The sequence below is a fragment of the Anabaena sp. CS-542/02 genome (genome assembly GCF_028331085.1).
Lineage (GTDB): Bacteria > Cyanobacteriota > Cyanobacteriia > Cyanobacteriales > Nostocaceae > Anabaenopsis > Anabaenopsis arnoldii.
In genome coordinates, this window is sequence record NZ_JAQMTM010000136.1 from 1 (window position 1) to 16,592 (window position 16,592).

Here is a 16,592-nt window from a genome sequence, read left to right on the forward strand (position 1 = left end):
ATATAGTTCCGCTGATTGGGCTTTTCCCTGAGCAATACGCTCTTTAGCTGTGGTGGCTAAAAACTGCTCAGTTTCTTGCTGCAGGTTTTGTTGGAACTGATGTAGTTCTGCTGCTTGGGCTTGTGCTTGAGCCAACCGAGCACTCTTGGTGCAATCAATAAATTTATTTACATTCTCGAATATTGACCGGTTTTCTTCCCGGATTTTTTCCATCAAAGCAGACATGAACTTCTCCTGAGTAATGATAAAGTGGTCTTAACCATTTGATAATTAAGCAGGAACTGCTGCGGACTGAGTGAGTCCTACTGCTTCTGCATATTTCAGGTAAGTTTCTACAGAAGCAATGACGATTCTAGCTTCAATCGCTAGTAATTCAATACCAACCAAGGATACACGAGCCCAAGCATCGATGACGATACCTTTGTCCAGGATTCTATCAATAACTTCTGCCAAGCTGGAGGAAGAGTTAGTTTTTTCAACTGCCATATGTTTACACCTTACAATCTCTTGGAACCGTTAGCTATCAAGCTTTTTTTAAATTTGGAAAATGCCGAATAACGCAGAATAACTATAAGAAACTTATAGTTATTCTACAAAAATGGATTTTATTGTGAGAATTATGCAGGAACTGCTGCAGACTGAGTCAGACCTACTGCTTCTGCATATTTCAAGTAGGTTTCTACAGAAGCGATTACGATTCTAGCTTCAATAGCCAGTAATTCGATACCGACCAAGGATACACGAGCCCAAGCGTCGATAACGATACCTTTGTCAAGGATTCTGTCGATAACTTCTGCCAAGCTGGAGGAAGAGTTAGTTTTTTCAACTGCCATATGTTTACACCTTAGATAATTGTCGCAAAGTTTACCTGTGGCAAAAAAGAATGTGTTTTTTTACTCACAATTGGAACATTAGCATCTCTACCCAGCATTTGGCAATACCTTGGAACAAAAAAAGTGTAAAAAAGTTAATTTATGAAAATGATGTATTAAAAGAAGTATATTTTTAGCAAATAAAGTCAAAAATAGTGACATATTGCTGTTTAATAGTAATTTTTATTACTTTTACTCTGTTTTAATACTATTTACGGCGTCTCTAAGGAGCATCGCAGTTTGGAAAGTGCAGGATAGAACATCCCCCCCATCTGCGGGGGGCGCGATTGCGGTATCACTGAAGTTCCTCGCTTTTATTGATCTCGCGACCAGCCGAACTAAAAAAAACATTATGTTTTATGCTGGTAGTTGTAAATGTGGGAGTAAAAAACTATGGTATCAGCACCGCATCTGCTGACAGACCCATTTTTGCAACTGCCAACTACCAACTCAGTGCAAGTAGTTTGGTTTACGGAATTTGCAGGTCAACAACACGTAGTTTACTACGGTGAAAATGTAGATCAATCGAGATGGGCAAAAACGAGTAAACTTAGCCGCACAAGAGAAGACCAGCAATCAAAAGTAGCAAATACAACTATAAATCAACCTATCAAACGTCATATTTGGCGACACGCAGCTGAGGTGACGGGGTTAACCCCCGGTGTGCGTGTTCCCTATTTTGTTATGAGTGTGCGAGAAGATGGTGCAAGTGTCAGGAGTGATATTTTCACTCTCGCGCCTACCCCAGAGCGGAGTCAAGCAATGAAGATTCTATTGACTTCAGACCATCAATTAAAACCTATGATAGCAGCCAATCTGCAAAAGGTGGTGGAAACAGTCGGACAAATAGATGGGGTATGGTTCGCTGGTGATTTAATTAATGTGAGCGATCGCGCCTCAGAATGGTTTGATGATCATCGGGGATGTGCGTTCTTTCCGGCTTTACAAGGTCGTGCTAATTATAAAATGGCGCATAATGGTGTTGAAACCATTTATACAGGTGGTGAAATCATTCAACACGCCCCCATGTTTACAGCCATTGGTAATCATGAAGTGATGGGGAGAGTTGGCAGAAGCAATAGTTTAAACAATGAGTTTAATGATACCATTCCCCGTGCTGTCGCTGAAAAATTATACAGGGGAAAGTCTTTAATAGATAATTCCTTTAATACACAGACCTACGAAGAGATTTTTAGCTTCCCTGAAAGTGAATCCGGCGGTAAAAAGTATTATGCAGTGAGCTTTGGGGATGTGCGTCTAGTAGTACTGTACGTAACTTGTATGTGGCGGACACAAAAATTAAATACAGTATACAGAGGTAGATATACAGAAGCAGTCCAGGATTTAGAAAATCCTGAAAATTGGGGTTATGGACAGTTTATTTTTGAACCAATTGCCAAAGGTAGTGAGCAATATAATTGGTTAGAAGCAGAACTTGACAGTGAAGAGTTTAAACAAGCCAAATATAAAGTAGTGATGTTCCATCATCCCCCCCACACTCTGGGTGATAACATCGTCCCTGCTTATACTGACCCAGTGCAGATCATAGAACGTGATCACAAAGGTAAGATTATCGCTGTCCGTTACGAGTACCCCAAAGACACAGACTATATTAACCGTGATCTGCTCCCGTTACTAGAAGCGGCTGAAGTGCAACTAGTATTATATGGACATTCCCACCTATGGAATCGGTTTATAAGTCCTAGTGGAATGCACTTTCTAGAAACATCGAATGTTGGTAACTCCTATGGTGCAGCTTGGGGGAACAACAAACGAGAAATACTCACGGGATCTCAAGAAGGTTATATTGCAGTGGGTGATCCTTACGGATTAGAACCAGTAGTCCCAACCATAGCACCTTTGTTAAGGGAAGATAATCAGCCCATTCCTTACATAGCGAGTAACGACATCACGGTTTTTAGTATATTTAACACAGGCACTGGGATAGTAACTAGCTATTATTTTGATATGCGTAAACCAGATTCAGATGTAGTAAAATTCGATGAATTTAAATTAAAATAATCCCATCCCAGAAACCTCTGTGTTTGTCTGTGTAGTTCCTTTATAGTTAGGACAAAAAAATATAGCAACCTCAACAGCTTGTGATAAACTCTCAGCCAGAGAAAATAAAAAGGTACTAAAAATGACTAAGCTGCGGGTGGGACTGCTGTTTGGGGGTCGTTCGGGGGAGCATGAAGTTTCAATTAGTTCAGCACGAGCGATCGCCCGTGCCTTAAATGTAGAAGAAAATGCTCACAAATACGAAATATTGTCTTTTTACATCCAGAAAAATGGCTGCTGGTTAGGGGGAGAACTAGCACAGCAGATTCTAGAAACTGGTATTCCTCAATTAGAAACCCAAAACTTAAACCCGTGGCGATTACCTGAGCAAGTAACACAAGTGGATGTTTGGATTCCCATTCTGCACGGACCCAACGGAGAAGACGGTACTATTCAGGGGTTGCTGACATTAATGCAAGTTCCCTTTGTGGGTTCTGGGGTCTTAGGTTCGGCTGTAGGTATGGATAAGATTGCCATGAAAATGGCTTTTGAGCAAGCCGGATTACCCCAGGTGAAATACAAGGCCTTAACTAGAGCGGAAGTTTGGTCAAATCCCTGTGTGTTTCCCAAACTATGCGATGAAATAGAGTCAGCCTTAGACTATCCCTGTTTTGTGAAACCTGCTAACTTAGGTTCATCAGTGGGTATTGCCAAAGTGCGATCGCGTTCAGAGTTAGAAGCGGCCTTAGATAATGCTGCTACTTATGACAGACGAATAATTGTGGAAGCGGGTGTAGTTGCTAGAGAAGTAGAATGTGCCGTATTAGGTAATGATCAAACTAAAGCCTCCATTGTAGGAGAGATTACTTTCCACAGTGACTTCTATGATTACGAAACTAAATATACTGTAGGTAAGGCAGATTTATTAATTCCTGCACCCATTCCAGATGGTGTGAGTCGCCAAATCCAAGATATGGCCTTACAAGCCTTTGCATCTGTGGATGCTGCGGGGTTAGCAAGGGTAGATTTTTTCTTTGTGGAAGCTACCGGGGAAGTATTAATTAACGAAATCAACACCTTCCCAGGCTTTACTGCTACCAGTATGTATCCCCAGCTTTGGGCTTATAGTGGTATACCCTTTGCGGAATTAGTGGATCGGTTAATTCAATTAGCTCTAGAAAGGTATTCTGGTCATGAATCCAAGTGATCACTAATTTGAGCAAAAATTTGATTGACATCTCCCCTGGTTGAAACACAGGGGATTCTAAGATGTTGCTACGCAAGACCAAGCAATGCTACACAACGGTTATAATATTATTTACTTGTGCGACTCGTTCTCTCGAAATGAGTAGTGATACTCAGGGATGAGAGGTAAGACTGGGTAAAACCAGATTCTTATAACTGTGTGTTCATGTAGGTGAGAATCCTACCCCCTAAGTGCAAGGGTGACAGCATCTTCCTTACGGTAGAGACTAGCCATCAATCCGTAAAGCACCGAATAAAAGGCGTTCTTACTAGTAGCCTAACTTAGTATACGTTGAGCAGAGTACCCATGAGTAGTCAACAAAGATGTGTTTAAAGCGTCGTTATGCTAAAACAGCCAAATCAGGCTGATAGGCTGTAACCAAAAGGTAAGGGATAAGGAAGCGGCTAATAAGTAGATGGTGTAATTACTACTCCACAGTAGTAAGCAAGGAGACCTTCAGTAAGATTCATGAACAAATTTATCACAGATTGGTTAGATGGGCAAAACGCCGACATTCTAATAAAACCGGAAAATGGATAGCTGATAAATATTGGCATACAATTGGTGGGAACAATTGGGAGTTTGCAGTTAAGACGAACGACAAGTTCATCAAGCTGTATAGACATCCAGAAACTCCCATCGTACGCCATGTCAAGGTTAAGGGCAATGCCTCACCATATGACGGTAATTGGGTGTATTGGAGTTCTAGAATAGGAACCCATCCCGAAGTTAGTGAAAGAGTAGCTAAACTACTTAAAAGGCAGAAGGGTAGATGCCCGTTATGTGAGCATTACTTTAGGGATGGTGATGTAATGGAAGTTGACCACATCCTACCGCTCTCCAAAGGTGGAAAAGATGAGTATAAAAACCCACAACTATTACACAGACATTGCCATGATAGAAAGACAGCCAGCGATGGAAGTCTCACAGGTGTTCATAACAAGAACCATGTCACTGATGAGCCGTATGAGGTGAAAGTCTCACGTACGGTTTTGTAGACGATTCGATCAGGTGACTGATAGGCTTAGTTTAATAATCTATGAAATAAATTATGTTGTTTTGGGAGTGTCAAAGCTCCCCTACCCACCTTAGACTAGGGTCATACCTACCTGTGTGCCTACTTAAGGAAAGCATCTTTTGGGTTTTTCACCATATTTGCTGATGCTATTTTATTTTAACTGAACAGAAATGCTTTGTAAATACCTGTCAAAACCTTTTTGTTAAGGATACGACAGGATAAATCCTGTTGAGTCACGTTTCATCCTCCCTCTAAAGAGTAGGGTTTCTCAGGCTCCCACTATGTTTTGATAGGATTCGGTGGCTGAATGTTTCCAAAAAAAGCTACTGAATTGCACACCTGGCTACTGATACCTGATGTCTAAGCCTCCACTACAATCATGAACTAGAGGGGCGTAAGTTGAAACTAACCATGGAACATAGTCACAGTAGACAGTATGAGCCGAGGCAAATCAGAAGACCGGGAAATAGGAAATCAAAATTAGTCGATAATTTCAACATTTTTATCTATGTGCTGATACGTCATCCAGGGTTATTGTTGACTGGGTTGTTCACAATCCTCATAGGAATTACCGCCTTAGCTTTGTATAGCTTGGGTGATGTTGGTAGTAAAGATAAGGTAGAGCCACCAGAAATATCGGCTGTAGTGGCCAAACCAATGACAAGGCCTTCCGAGAATAACAATCCTACACCTTTATGGCTGCTAGCGGCCATCGCCCTGAGTTGTGCCAGTGGTTGCTTAATGATTTTGCGACTAGTCAATCACCAGGTATCAAGAGCGGACAAACCCATCACTAGTCCAAGAGCAAAATCAAGGATTTTAAATAGTTCACCTATTGTTGCACCACTCGAACCCAGGCTAAGGAAATCAGATACACCGGAAACGGTTCTAGCATCAGAAGATATGCATCCACTGGATAAAAGGCAAGAAATTTTGGCAGAGTTGATGGATATTCGTCAAAAAAATTCTTGGTCGGCAATTTTATTGTCCAAATCTCAACCTGGTTCCTAAGTTGATAAAATGTGAGATTTGTCCATAATCCCAGGGGTAACCAATAGCCATGATAAGAATCTAAAAAACTGCCAAAATGGCAACCATACTGAGATTTAGTGAGTTAGATTAAAGAAGACAAAAACAAGACGGTTTCTATTAATTGGGATTATCAAGAATAAACTTACCTTGATAAAGGATAACGGTTTTAATCAATAGTTTTGGTATTTGTCGCACCGGGAATATTAAATATATCAGCGTTGTCACTGTTATATACATTAGCCCCCTAAATCAATGACAGTGCTGATAAATATTCCTGAACACTACAGCAGCAAATACCAGAGTGAGAGGTTCAAGGCGATTGGTATGCCTTCTCTCACTCTTTTTTTTCGGTCAAAAATTTGTCTTGTGCAAAAAATCAAGAATAGCTGCATTGATCACCGCAGAGGAACCAGTCGCAGCATCATGACAGCAGTTATCTAAAATTCTTAGCTGGGAATGAGGGATAGATAGATGTAACTTTTTACCATGACTGAGGGGGAACCAACTATCTTGATCTCCCCACATAATCAGTGTCGGACATTTAATATTACCTAAATTATTTTGAATCTGACTGAGCATATTAGGTTTATTAAGTTGCCAGTTCTCTATTTCCTGTGCTGCTATTTGTAACTCCTCAGCGACTTTGACAATAGTCCCAGGAAACTCAATAAATGGATAGGTTATCCAATACACATCTTCTGGTGTCAACAGTGATGGGTCGAAAAGCACTCCACGCCTTTCTATAGCCATGATTTCTCGTAATATAGGGGCAAATAGATAAGCTAAACGCAAAGAGTCTATTGTATCTAATACTTCTATTGGCGTTTTAGCAAGTATCCACATTGCCCAATGGGGTAACCGTTCGGTGAAAATAGGTACATTTACAACTATTAACCGCGCCACTAATTGGGGATTGTGTTGAGCTAGGGCCAGGGCTACTAATCCCCCTAAAGATTCTGCTACAATGGCGGCGGGTTGATCACATAAAGCCTGAATAATTCTTTCTAACTCAATAACTTGATGACCGTTATGTTCTCTACGTAAACGAGGTTTTTCCGAAAAACCATAACCCTTGGCATCAAAGCAAATAACTCGAAAATGTTTAGATAATGGAGCAATACTATGGCGCCAATTGTAGCTCCAACTACCCATACCGTGTAATAAAAATAATGGCTGACCAGTACCTACTTCACCATAGGCAATTTCTACGGGATGTCCATGTGTATCACTAATAATGATAGTTTGTCTACCTTCAGGAAACGTAGCCTGCCACCAATCTTTCATTCCTTTATTCATAAGTTGTTTAAGGCATTCTCATTATTATCATGGGAATGCTGTTAAGACAATGGCATGAAAATATAGATTTTCCTAATTTTTGCAGCCGTGCTGAGTTATTTGTGGAAAAATATCAGCCTATGGGCTAATGAATAAACCTACTGACAAATCAAAAAATCAAATAGGAATGCTAAAAATTTTGGTATTTATTTGCTCCGAGGTAGAGTCAACTGTAAATGTTCTTCCAATAGCTTGATATTATACTCATTAGCTGTCCAGGCGAAATCAAATAAGTCTCCCATGATGGGGACAGTACCTACTAAGCCATCGATGATCACATTCAAGACCATTCTGCTTAACATACCTTTAGGGACACCTATTCTGGCGGCTTCTATAACGATGTAACTAGCCAGGATGACTCCCAAAATGTCGCCACCAATGGGTAAAAATCCCACAAGGGGATCTAAACCAATGTGAATTGGGGTTCCGGGAATGGTGACAACTTTATCAAGGATGCGACTCAGCTGACGTAGCCGTTTGAGTGTGAGTGCTTGAGGGTCGGAATCAAGATGGGAAAGCCGTCGATAAGAATCAGGCATGGAGGCGATCGCTTATTTGATCTGAAATTTTTACTAGTGTATGGATTTTGCGATTATTTGTCGATATTACTACTGGGGGCTATTTCGATGATTTTAATGTAAGTTGGATTTCCGCCCTAGGTTGAGATTCTGCTCTTGTTTGCCAGTCTATGCGATCGCTGCTAATTTGCCATTGCGACCCCAAATATTCTATCACTGCTTGCGATCGGTCTAGGACAAGTTCCCCTAACTCATTTTCTCCCTGATTAATGATCATTTGTAGGTTTAAACCGGGCTGCTGCTGTAAAATTTTACCTGCACGGTCTAATAATTGACGGTCATCTGACCTAATTTCTGATTTCTGATTCTCAAAAGATATAGCCCCTAAAGAAGTAGCTACTCTTTGCATACTCACCTGAACAGACTGATCATCTAGGAGACTTCTGACGCTATCGGCGACTAAAGTTTGAGCATCTCTATCAATATCCCGTTCACTGAGATACACCACCCGGATGCTTAAAGGCACAACTGGACTAGTAGTTAACTCGTAATTAATCATTTTTGCTGGTGGCGGAAGCCGCAAATCAAGCAATGCAGATTGAATTTCCTGCACAAAAATTGATTGTAACTGGGCGATGGTTAGCACTGGTTCAGGGGGTTGTTCCTTTGGTACTGGGCGTAAGAGTTCATTGGATGCGGTGGGAATTTCCACCAGCTTCAGCGCTAATAATTCTTGAGGTCTTCCCAAGCGGGAAGCTAAGATTTGAATATAACTATCCTGCTCCTCTGCTGAATATTGCTGACTTGTAAACACCTGAAGTTGAATTGTCAGCTTATCCTTTTGTTCTGAAGTGGAGATGTTGCTAATGAAAGAACGTGCTTCACCATCGGCAAAAGTAGCAAAGTTTTTCTGCCACACATCCTTTGCGGAACTACGAATACGATTTTCCTGTTGCTGGAGAGCAATTTCCCGTCCGAGTTGACTCAGGGAACGATTGAGCGGGAAAATAATCGCGCCAATGGTGATAATTATTAACAATAGTCTGCCTGGAAGCGAGCCAATTTTGCCCAGTTTGCTATAAGCGGGTACTTTTTCCAACAAATTCTGCACCCAGAGACTCTCTGGATGTGTGTTACGCCATTCCCTAACTCTTTCTCTTACCTGATGATTGTCAATATGTAGTCCCAGAAACACCAGCATGGCAGTAAAGGTAATGGCTACCAAGTTAGTGAAAAAAAGTAAGCCGCCACCACTAGCTACCTGTATTCCTTGGACGCTATTGAGGCTGATAGCGACCCCAATACCATAGCCGACAACACATAGTGGCGGCATCAAGGCCACGGCAATAGCAACACCAGGAATGGAAGTAGCCACCCCTTTGGGTTCTTTACAAATTGCCACAGAACCCACTGCACCGGAAAACAGGGCGACTACTAAATCCAGAAGATTAGGTTGAGTCCTGGCTAAAATCTCACTGGTAATTTCTTTGAATGGCAGCAATGATACTAGTATTACAGCAAAGGAAATGGCAACTAGACAACTAAATATTAAATTCAGCAGTGAGCGAATGGCTAAGATGACATCACCCGCAGCTAGTGCTAGTCCATTGGCGAGAATACCCCCCATTAATGGAGAAATCAGCATTGCACCAATAATCACAGCGGGACTATTCAGAACTAGTCCTAGGGTAGCAATACCAGCGGAGAACAAAACTTGAATCCAATAACTAACATCGTCCAGGCTGAGTGAACTACATATTTCCAGGTACACTTGCTCTTTACGAGCTTGACCTACTCCCAAGTTGTTGGCAAACCAGTTTCTAAACATATAAAATCCTCATAGCAGCCCCAATCAAAAAGTACCGGTAAGTTATGCATAATTTAAGTGTGTTATAATTCTATGGTATATTTATATGCTATTGAAAAATAATTATCTCATTACCAACAACTGGGTTACGGGCTATAAGCTTGTCTTGGGAGTCAGTAATTTCTAGATGGGTAAAATCAAGTTCTTGAGAGCGTTGTAATATTTCCCCAGCTAGTTGCTTTTGTTCAGATTCTCGGAGAGTGTACCAATCATCATTAATTTTGACAGTCAAATTACTAGTACGGAAGTTAGCTTGTATTGATTGTATTAAACCAGATGCAAAGCGATCGCTAATTTCGGCTACTTGATTTTTAATGGCTGCAATCAAGGTTTCTTCTGGTGTCAATTTTAAGGTGGGTATTGGTTCTGGTTCCGGTATGACTTCCGGGGTGGGTATTGGTTCTGGTATGGGTGCTGGAACTTCCTCAACCGGAGTAACTGTAGCCACTTCAGTTTGACTTTGCATAAAAATACTTACACTTGACCACATTACCGCCACAGTGAGCATGGCTAAAATTCCGCTCAAAACTGCATCTGACAAGTTGTTAGACACATTTGATGGTAGAAACAAGCGGACTTGTCTTAAAAATCTATTCCATTGTATTACCAGACCTTGCCAAAAACGGGGTGTTTCTTCACTACCTGGTAGTACTGGAGTCTCAAGTTTAACTACCGCGGTTTCTAAAATTCCAATCGTCCCTCTGATAATTTGGATAATTTTAACTTTCCAAAGGGGTACTTGGGGCGAAGGAGAAGGTTGTGAATTTTGATTGTCTTGTGACATGGAATTTTGACTGCTGCTTGTGCCTTAATGTATCACTTCGTTGATCATGAGTTCTTCGGCTAAACTGACTAGATATTGAGTTTGGTAAGTTTTATGAACCTGAAACGCCGTCAATTCTTATTTTTAGGTACTCTTGGCACTATGGGGACAGGACTTTTAGGCTGGACGCTCACTCGTCCCAATAGCCGAATTAATAATAATATGCCAAATTCAAGAGTATTAGCCACCACCCCACCCAAAAAGGACTTACTATTACGTTTTACCTCCGTTGCGGATACTGGGACTGGCGCTAGAGGTCAGTATAGCGTGGCTGGGGTAATGAATTATTATCACCAAGAAAATCCTTATGATTTAGTGGTTTTAGCTGGAGACAATATTTACAATGATGGCGAAATTGAAAAAATCGGTGCTGTTTTTGAACGTCCTTATGAAAAATTATTGACACAGAATGTAAAATTTCATGCTTGTTTAGGTAATCATGATATTCGCACTGAGAACGGCGACCCTCAAATCAAATATCCCGGCTTTAATATGCAGGGGCGTTATTACACATTTCGCCGCGATGCGGTGCAATTTTTTGCTTTAGATACTAACCGTAATGCTGACTGGGAAAATCAAGTTATTTGGTTAGAACAGGAATTAAGCCGCAGTGATGCACCTTGGAAAGTGGTATTTGGACATGATCCATTTTACTCATCGGGTCACTATGGAGTCAGTCAATCACTCATTAAACGCTTTACGCCTTTATTTAAAAAGTATAATGTGCAGCTTTACATTAATGGTCACGACCACCATTATGAGCGCACTCGTAATATTGATGGTACCACCTATTTAACTACTGGTAGTGGTGCTGGTGTTCGTCCTGTGGGGCGTTCTCAGTGGACAGAACATTCTGCGGAAAGATTGGCTTTTGCTGCTTATGAGGTGTATCGAGATAGAATTGAGGTGAGGGCAATGGGTACTGATAAACGAATTTTTGATCAAGGTATAATTCAGTTTAAGTCTGTTTAATCCCTGAGTGTCGGGTGGGTAATACCCACCAAATAAATTAGCACTATCAAACTTAAAACGCCTTCCTTGCTTCAAGACCAACGTTCTTATAGCTCCTGGGAGGATTGACTTGGCTAAATCAGTCAGTCTACTCTTTGTAACTGGGCTAGGTGGGGGTCAACAATTTTCTGCCCCAAACTGGCGAATTTAATCGCTACGGATACCTTATTCCCTTGTCCGAAAATATGCGTAATTATACCCATACCAAATGCTTTATGTAATACCTTATCGCCTACTTGCCAATTTTGGGGTGTATAGGGCTTACTACCCGCTTTGGCTGCAGTTTTGCTCTGGGTATGACGGATTCCATGGCGAGTATTTAATAATTCTTCTGGTAATTCATTCAGAAATTGCGATCGCATAGCAGGCTCACGGGAACCATATAAACGACGTTCGCGGGCGTATGATAAATATAACCTCTCCTTGGCGCGAGTGATGCCAACATAACATAGGCGGCGTTCTTCTTCTAAAGCTGCTGGGTCGTTAATAGAACGGTAATTAGGAAATAATCCCTGTTCTAAGCCCACTAAAAACACCACGGGAAATTCTAAACCCTTAGAAGAGTGCAAGGTCATTAAAGATACCGCCTTTTGCCCTGCTTTTAAATTATCCAAATCAGAACTGAGGGCGCTACTTTGCAAAAAGGCTGTGAGGGAAACGTCTTCACTTTCTTCTTGAAATTGGAGTACGGCGTTATAAAGTTCCTGAACGTTTTGAATTCTCTCTTCGGCCTCATCTGTGGCTTGGTTTTTCAGGTCTTTAATATACCCAGACAGGTCTAGCAGTTCTTGTAAAAGTTGGGAAACTGAAACTGTTGCGGCTTTCTCCTTACAGTTGTTAATCATTTGAGCAAAGTTATTCACAGCTTTGGCCGACCTTCCCGCCAATGTATTAACTGATGTTTCATCACTGAGTATTTCCCACAAGGTTATCCCCAGTTCTTGAGAGGCGTTAACTAAGCTTTCAATGGTGGTTTTACCAATACCGCGCCGGGGAGTATTAATGATTCGCAGTAAACTAACTGTATCAGCAGGATTGGCGATCGCTCTGAGATAAGCTAAAATATCCTTGATTTCTTTGCGATCGTAAAACTTCATTCCTCCCACAACAGTATAAGGAATTTGATTCCTGACTAAAAACTCTTCAAAAGGTCGTGATTGGGCATTAGTGCGGTAAAGAATCGCAAAACTCCCCCAATCTAACTCAGGATTTTGCTGATCTAAAGAACGAATTTGACCGATAACAAACTCGGCTTCTTCAATTTCATTATCTGCTTTGTGACAATAAATTTGCTCACCCGTTCCTCGCGTGGGTTTGAGGACTTTATCAATACGTTGAGTGTTATTCTCAATTAATTCGTTAGCTGCTTGCAGAATATTCTCACAAGAACGGTAATTTTCTTCCAGCTTCACCATGGAACGGGTATCATCATCAGCTAAACCATCACCAAAGTCTTGCTGAAATTCTAATAAAATAGTGAAGTCAGCCATTCTGAAGCTGTAAATAGACTGGTCTGCATCACCCACCACAAACACTGAGCGGTTTTTCCATTCCCATGCACTCTTGTTCTCTTCACCATTAGTCACTAACAAGCGAATCAAATCATACTGAGTGCGGTTAGTATCTTGATATTCATCTACCAGGATATGGCCAAACTTACCATGCCAGTAACCCAAAACCTGCTCGTTTTGCTGAAATAATCTTGTCGGGACGAGAATTAAATCATCAAAGTCGAGAGCGTTATTTTCTGCTAACTTATTCTGATAGTAATTATAAACCTCGGCGATTACGCGCCCGCGATAATTGGGTTGTTGCCGCTCAAACTCCTGGGGTGAAAAGCCTTGATTTTTGGCGTTACTGATGGCATAGCGCACAGAACGAGGGTCAAATTTCCTATCGTCTAAATTTAGCTGTTTGCTGACAATATCTTTAACTAAACTTTGGACATCGGATTCATCAAAAATCGAAAAATTACGAGTCCAACTCCGGCCTTTTTCATCTTGGTATTTCTCAATATCAAACCGGAGAATCCGAGAAAATAAACTATGAAAAGTACCGCACCACAAGTCTTTAATGGTATTTTTATACACTTGCGATCGCAACTGCATTTGCTGGTATTCTGTCAACACCTCAAATTTTTGGCCATGTTGTTTGCTCGCCAAGTCTTGAGCAAATAGCGTTTGAATGCGTTCCTTCATCTCCCGCGCAGCTTTATTAGTAAAAGTAACCGCCAGGATATTCTCTGGATGAACACGGTGTTTGAGAATCAGGTTAGCAATGCGATATGTCAGCGCTCGTGTTTTACCCGAACCTGCACCAGCAACAACTAACAGCGGACCACAATAGTGTTCCACGGCTTGACGCTGACTGGAGTTAAGATGGCTAAGAAAATCAGTAGTTGTTGTCATAGCCGTGTAGGTAAATCATTGACTACTTGCATATTAGCAGAGTATGTGAGCCTTAAGATTTTACCGACCTCCCTTAATCTTGCATAGTCAATGGTAAGTGAACAGTGAAAGTAGATCCCACTCCGGACTGGCTTTTAACAAAAACCTCACCACCCATTATCTGGCAAAAGTGGCGGGTAATTGCTAAACCCAATCCCGTACCACCATACCTTTTTGTGGTTGATGTGTCCCCCTGTGTAAAAGGTTTAAATAATTGTTGCTGTTGAGTCTCAGACATCCCAATTCCTGTATCAGTGACGCTGAAAGTAATTATACCAAAAGCAGCATCTGGGAGTACGTCTGTCTTTTCCCGTTTGACGGTTAAGGTTACCTTACCATTGGTGGTAAACTTAGCAGCATTACTGAGTAAGTTTAATAATACTTGCTTCATCCTCGTGCGATCTGCGTACATTGTACCCAGTTGCTGATCACAATGCACTTCTAGGATATTCTGATTTTTGTCCATAGCGCATTTGACTGTCAGAACCACATTATTGATCAGCGCCGCAATGTCGAATGTCTCTGGGTACAGAGTCATTTTCCCTGCTTCAATTTTTGACAAGTCGAGGATATCATTAATCAGTTCTAGGAGATGTCTACCAGCCAAATTAATGGTTTCTAAGTCAGTGATAAAATCTGGAGATAAATTTAAATCTGTGGCGTCGTCTTGCAGCAGTTGACTCAAGCCAATCACGGCATTTAATGGGGTGCGTAATTCGTGGCTGACGTTGGCTAAAAATATGCTTTTGGCTCTACTAGCAGCTTCGGCTAATTCTTTAGCTTGTTCCAGTTCCTTTGTGCGTTCAGATACACGTTCAATCAATCGATTCAGGGACTTGGCTAATAATCCAATTTCATCTTCAGTGGTGACGGGAGCGCGTAAATCAAAATTAGATTTTCTTGCCACTTGTTCAGCCACTTGAGTTACAGTAATTACTGGTTCAGCGATCGCGCGGCTAGTACGCCAAGCAATAATGGCCGCAGTGACCACTGATACCAGCATACTCATAATCACAATAAACCTCTCAACTTTTTTGGCCTGCTCTACGTCTCTTTGCCTTGCTTGTTCTTGGTTTTCGGCAATTTTCAGGATATTAGTTAATCTTTGTGAGAGTTGGTCGATCTGCATGGCTGTTTCACCACGCATGATTTTTAATAATTGTTCTCGTGTAACTGCAATCTTTTGTGGTTCAGGGTCAATGTCCTGTAAGACAGTCTCTATTTCATTCAGGTATGATGTTAAGCTAAGACCATAGTCATGTAAGAAAACTTGTAAGTTATAACTTTTTGCTGCTAATCTATCGGGCTTTCTGTCTATATATTGGGCAATATCCTGCTCTAAACTCTTAGCTGTCTTAACACTTTGCAGAAATTTGTTTTTTTTATTGAGTAATCGTTGTGAATTTTCCAAGACCGCCACTAAATTGGAGCTATAGAATTGTGCATCTAATACCGCATCCTTATAATTTGTAAGTAGTTCTCTTTGTTCTTGGGCTTGATTGAATTGTCTGATTTCTCTTCCTCTGTAGTAATTGGCAATTACTAATCCAGTAAGTGCGCCAAAAAAGCCAATTCCGATGGCTACAAAATAACCATAACCAATCTTTTGATGTATGCGCCAGGAACTGGCTTTGAGTTTCCCCGGTGAGGGAAATTCTATAGTTGGGAGTTCAGTCAAAGGCTCTTCTGCTGGCACTTTTTTGCTTTTGGAACTGCTATTAAGGGGAATTGGTTTCTGGGTTTGCATTGATCAAATCTCCTGAACCTCCCGCCAATATAACCCCATCAGTCGTGCTTTTAAGATCACATTTATTCATGATTAGCATTTCACATGATCTTTTGTCATACAATAAAGAATTAATGACTAGAGAATTATCAAGGGTAAATTATTTTACGAAGATACAAAAACCCCTGATTAGTCCAACTTGGTGACCAGTATACCAGTTCTCACCTGAATCAGGTATACCTATAGATTGCCTGGTGTAACCATAGAACAGATATATACACAAAGTATGGGGGGGTTTGTGGATCTGATCCTTAATGGTTGATCATATCTGTTAACCCGTCCCTAATGACCACTGGTTACACAGATAATTCCGTTACTTGTGGCAATATTACGACTATTGGCCGTATGCCCCCTATCTTAGAGGATGTTTGATAAGTTTTCAACAGGTAATTTTTATCTTAGGGAACACCCGAACAGGGAACAGGGAAGGAATGGGGAATGGGAAGGATTGGGGAATGGGGAACACACAAAAAACAATAAAATCCAGTTCCCTCCCCTTACAAGGACAAGACTTGGTGGACAAGGTGGACAAGGTGACAAGGGAGAAAAACAGTACAAAGTCTGTATTTTTAGTAAGAAAAATAGCCCCTTAAAAGACCATTGTCCGTATAAAATCTTCCTTGTCCACTTTCCTTC

General features: G+C 41.1%; 15 protein-coding genes. 6 read left to right on the forward strand and 9 right to left on the reverse strand.

Going from position 1 to position 16,592, the window contains the following annotated elements:
- The 3 genes from gvpC to gvpA (PN447_RS14405) all read right to left on the reverse strand — a co-directional run.
- A partial coding sequence (gvpC, locus tag PN447_RS14395; RefSeq protein ID WP_271763724.1) for a gas vesicle protein GvpC occupies window positions 1-225 on the reverse strand: 225 nt, incomplete at its 3' end.
- A 45-nt stretch (window positions 226-270) separates the two neighbouring features.
- A complete protein-coding gene (gene gvpA / locus PN447_RS14400) occupies window positions 271-486 on the reverse strand; it encodes a gas vesicle structural protein GvpA (protein ID WP_063873375.1) in 216 nt (71 codons plus the stop codon).
- A gap of 131 nt (window positions 487-617) precedes the next feature.
- Window positions 618-833, reverse strand: coding sequence for a gas vesicle structural protein GvpA (gene gvpA / locus PN447_RS14405; RefSeq protein ID WP_063873375.1), 216 nt, complete (start codon window positions 831-833; stop codon window positions 618-620).
- Window positions 834-1,265: 432 nt separating this feature from the next.
- Between gvpA (PN447_RS14405) and PN447_RS14410 the strand changes: the two genes are divergently transcribed.
- The 4 genes from PN447_RS14410 to PN447_RS14425 all read left to right on the forward strand — a co-directional run bounded on the left by PN447_RS14410 (window position 1,266) and on the right by PN447_RS14425 (window position 6,148).
- Window positions 1,266-2,894 (forward strand): metallophosphoesterase, encoded by a 1,629-nt coding sequence (locus PN447_RS14410; RefSeq protein WP_271763725.1) that lies wholly within the window; start codon window positions 1,266-1,268, stop codon window positions 2,892-2,894.
- A gap of 121 nt (window positions 2,895-3,015) precedes the next feature.
- Entirely contained in the window at window positions 3,016-4,080 is a 1,065-nt protein-coding gene (locus tag PN447_RS14415) for a D-alanine--D-alanine ligase family protein (protein ID WP_271763726.1), read from the forward strand.
- Window positions 4,081-4,526: 446 nt separating this feature from the next.
- Window positions 4,527-5,117, forward strand: coding sequence for a group II intron maturase-specific domain-containing protein (locus tag PN447_RS14420; protein ID WP_271763734.1), 591 nt, complete (start codon window positions 4,527-4,529; stop codon window positions 5,115-5,117).
- A gap of 431 nt (window positions 5,118-5,548) precedes the next feature.
- On the forward strand, window positions 5,549-6,148 hold the full coding sequence (locus PN447_RS14425; RefSeq protein WP_271763727.1) for a hypothetical protein: 600 nt from the start codon (window positions 5,549-5,551) through the stop codon (window positions 6,146-6,148).
- Window positions 6,149-6,520: 372 nt separating this feature from the next.
- On the opposite strand, the gene PN447_RS14430 is transcribed toward PN447_RS14425, so the two are convergent.
- The 4 genes from PN447_RS14430 to PN447_RS14445 form a co-directional block, all read right to left on the reverse strand.
- Window positions 6,521-7,453: an alpha/beta fold hydrolase gene (locus PN447_RS14430; RefSeq protein ID WP_271763735.1), complete on the reverse strand. Its 933-nt coding sequence runs from the start codon at window positions 7,451-7,453 to the stop codon at window positions 6,521-6,523.
- Between the two features lie 197 nt (window positions 7,454-7,650).
- A complete protein-coding gene (locus tag PN447_RS14435; RefSeq protein WP_271732694.1) occupies window positions 7,651-8,043 on the reverse strand; it encodes a DUF4112 domain-containing protein in 393 nt (130 codons plus the stop codon).
- A gap of 79 nt (window positions 8,044-8,122) precedes the next feature.
- Window positions 8,123-9,850 (reverse strand): DUF389 domain-containing protein, encoded by a 1,728-nt coding sequence (locus PN447_RS14440; protein WP_271763728.1) that lies wholly within the window; start codon window positions 9,848-9,850, stop codon window positions 8,123-8,125.
- Between the two features lie 88 nt (window positions 9,851-9,938).
- Window positions 9,939-10,673 (reverse strand): hypothetical protein, encoded by a 735-nt coding sequence (locus PN447_RS14445; RefSeq protein ID WP_271763729.1) that lies wholly within the window; start codon window positions 10,671-10,673, stop codon window positions 9,939-9,941.
- A gap of 93 nt (window positions 10,674-10,766) precedes the next feature.
- Here PN447_RS14445 and PN447_RS14450 point away from each other — a divergent pair, with 93 nt between their 5' ends.
- Complete coding sequence (locus tag PN447_RS14450; protein ID WP_271763730.1) at window positions 10,767-11,684, forward strand: metallophosphoesterase family protein; 918 nt, start codon at window positions 10,767-10,769, stop codon at window positions 11,682-11,684.
- Window positions 11,685-11,806: 122 nt separating this feature from the next.
- Here the strand turns inward: PN447_RS14450 and pcrA are convergent, their stop codons facing one another.
- Complete coding sequence (gene pcrA / locus PN447_RS14455) at window positions 11,807-14,131, reverse strand: DNA helicase PcrA (RefSeq protein ID WP_271763731.1); 2,325 nt, start codon at window positions 14,129-14,131, stop codon at window positions 11,807-11,809.
- A 73-nt stretch (window positions 14,132-14,204) separates the two neighbouring features.
- Entirely contained in the window at window positions 14,205-15,917 is a 1,713-nt protein-coding gene (locus PN447_RS14460) for a sensor histidine kinase (protein WP_271763732.1), read from the reverse strand.
- Between the two features lie 403 nt (window positions 15,918-16,320).
- Here PN447_RS14460 and PN447_RS14465 point away from each other — a divergent pair.
- A partial coding sequence (locus tag PN447_RS14465; RefSeq protein WP_271763733.1) for a hypothetical protein occupies window positions 16,321-16,592 on the forward strand: 272 nt, incomplete at its 3' end.

What these genes read in the sequence shown, in the direction of transcription:
- gvpA (WP_063873375.1), bottom strand. Translation starts at nt 486, where the DNA reads ATGGCAGTTGAAAAAACTAACTCTTCCTCCAGCTTGGCAGAAGTTATT.
- gvpA (WP_063873375.1), bottom strand. Translation starts at nt 833, where the DNA reads ATGGCAGTTGAAAAAACTAACTCTTCCTCCAGCTTGGCAGAAGTTATC.
- PN447_RS14410 (WP_271763725.1), top strand. Translation starts at nt 1,266, where the DNA reads ATGGTATCAGCACCGCATCTGCTGACAGACCCATTTTTGCAACTGCCA.
- PN447_RS14415 (WP_271763726.1), top strand. Translation starts at nt 3,016, where the DNA reads ATGACTAAGCTGCGGGTGGGACTGCTGTTTGGGGGTCGTTCGGGGGAG.
- PN447_RS14425 (WP_271763727.1), top strand. Translation starts at nt 5,549, where the DNA reads ATGGAACATAGTCACAGTAGACAGTATGAGCCGAGGCAAATCAGAAGA.
- PN447_RS14430 (WP_271763735.1), bottom strand. Translation starts at nt 7,453, where the DNA reads ATGAAAGATTGGTGGCAGGCTACGTTTCCTGAAGGTAGACAAACTATC.
- PN447_RS14435 (WP_271732694.1), bottom strand. Translation starts at nt 8,043, where the DNA reads ATGCCTGATTCTTATCGACGGCTTTCCCATCTTGATTCCGACCCTCAA.
- PN447_RS14440 (WP_271763728.1), bottom strand. Translation starts at nt 9,850, where the DNA reads ATGTTTAGAAACTGGTTTGCCAACAACTTGGGAGTAGGTCAAGCTCGT.
- PN447_RS14445 (WP_271763729.1), bottom strand. Translation starts at nt 10,673, where the DNA reads ATGTCACAAGACAATCAAAATTCACAACCTTCTCCTTCGCCCCAAGTA.
- PN447_RS14450 (WP_271763730.1), top strand. Translation starts at nt 10,767, where the DNA reads ATGAACCTGAAACGCCGTCAATTCTTATTTTTAGGTACTCTTGGCACT.
- pcrA (WP_271763731.1), bottom strand. Translation starts at nt 14,131, where the DNA reads ATGACAACAACTACTGATTTTCTTAGCCATCTTAACTCCAGTCAGCGT.
- PN447_RS14460 (WP_271763732.1), bottom strand. Translation starts at nt 15,917, where the DNA reads ATGCAAACCCAGAAACCAATTCCCCTTAATAGCAGTTCCAAAAGCAAA.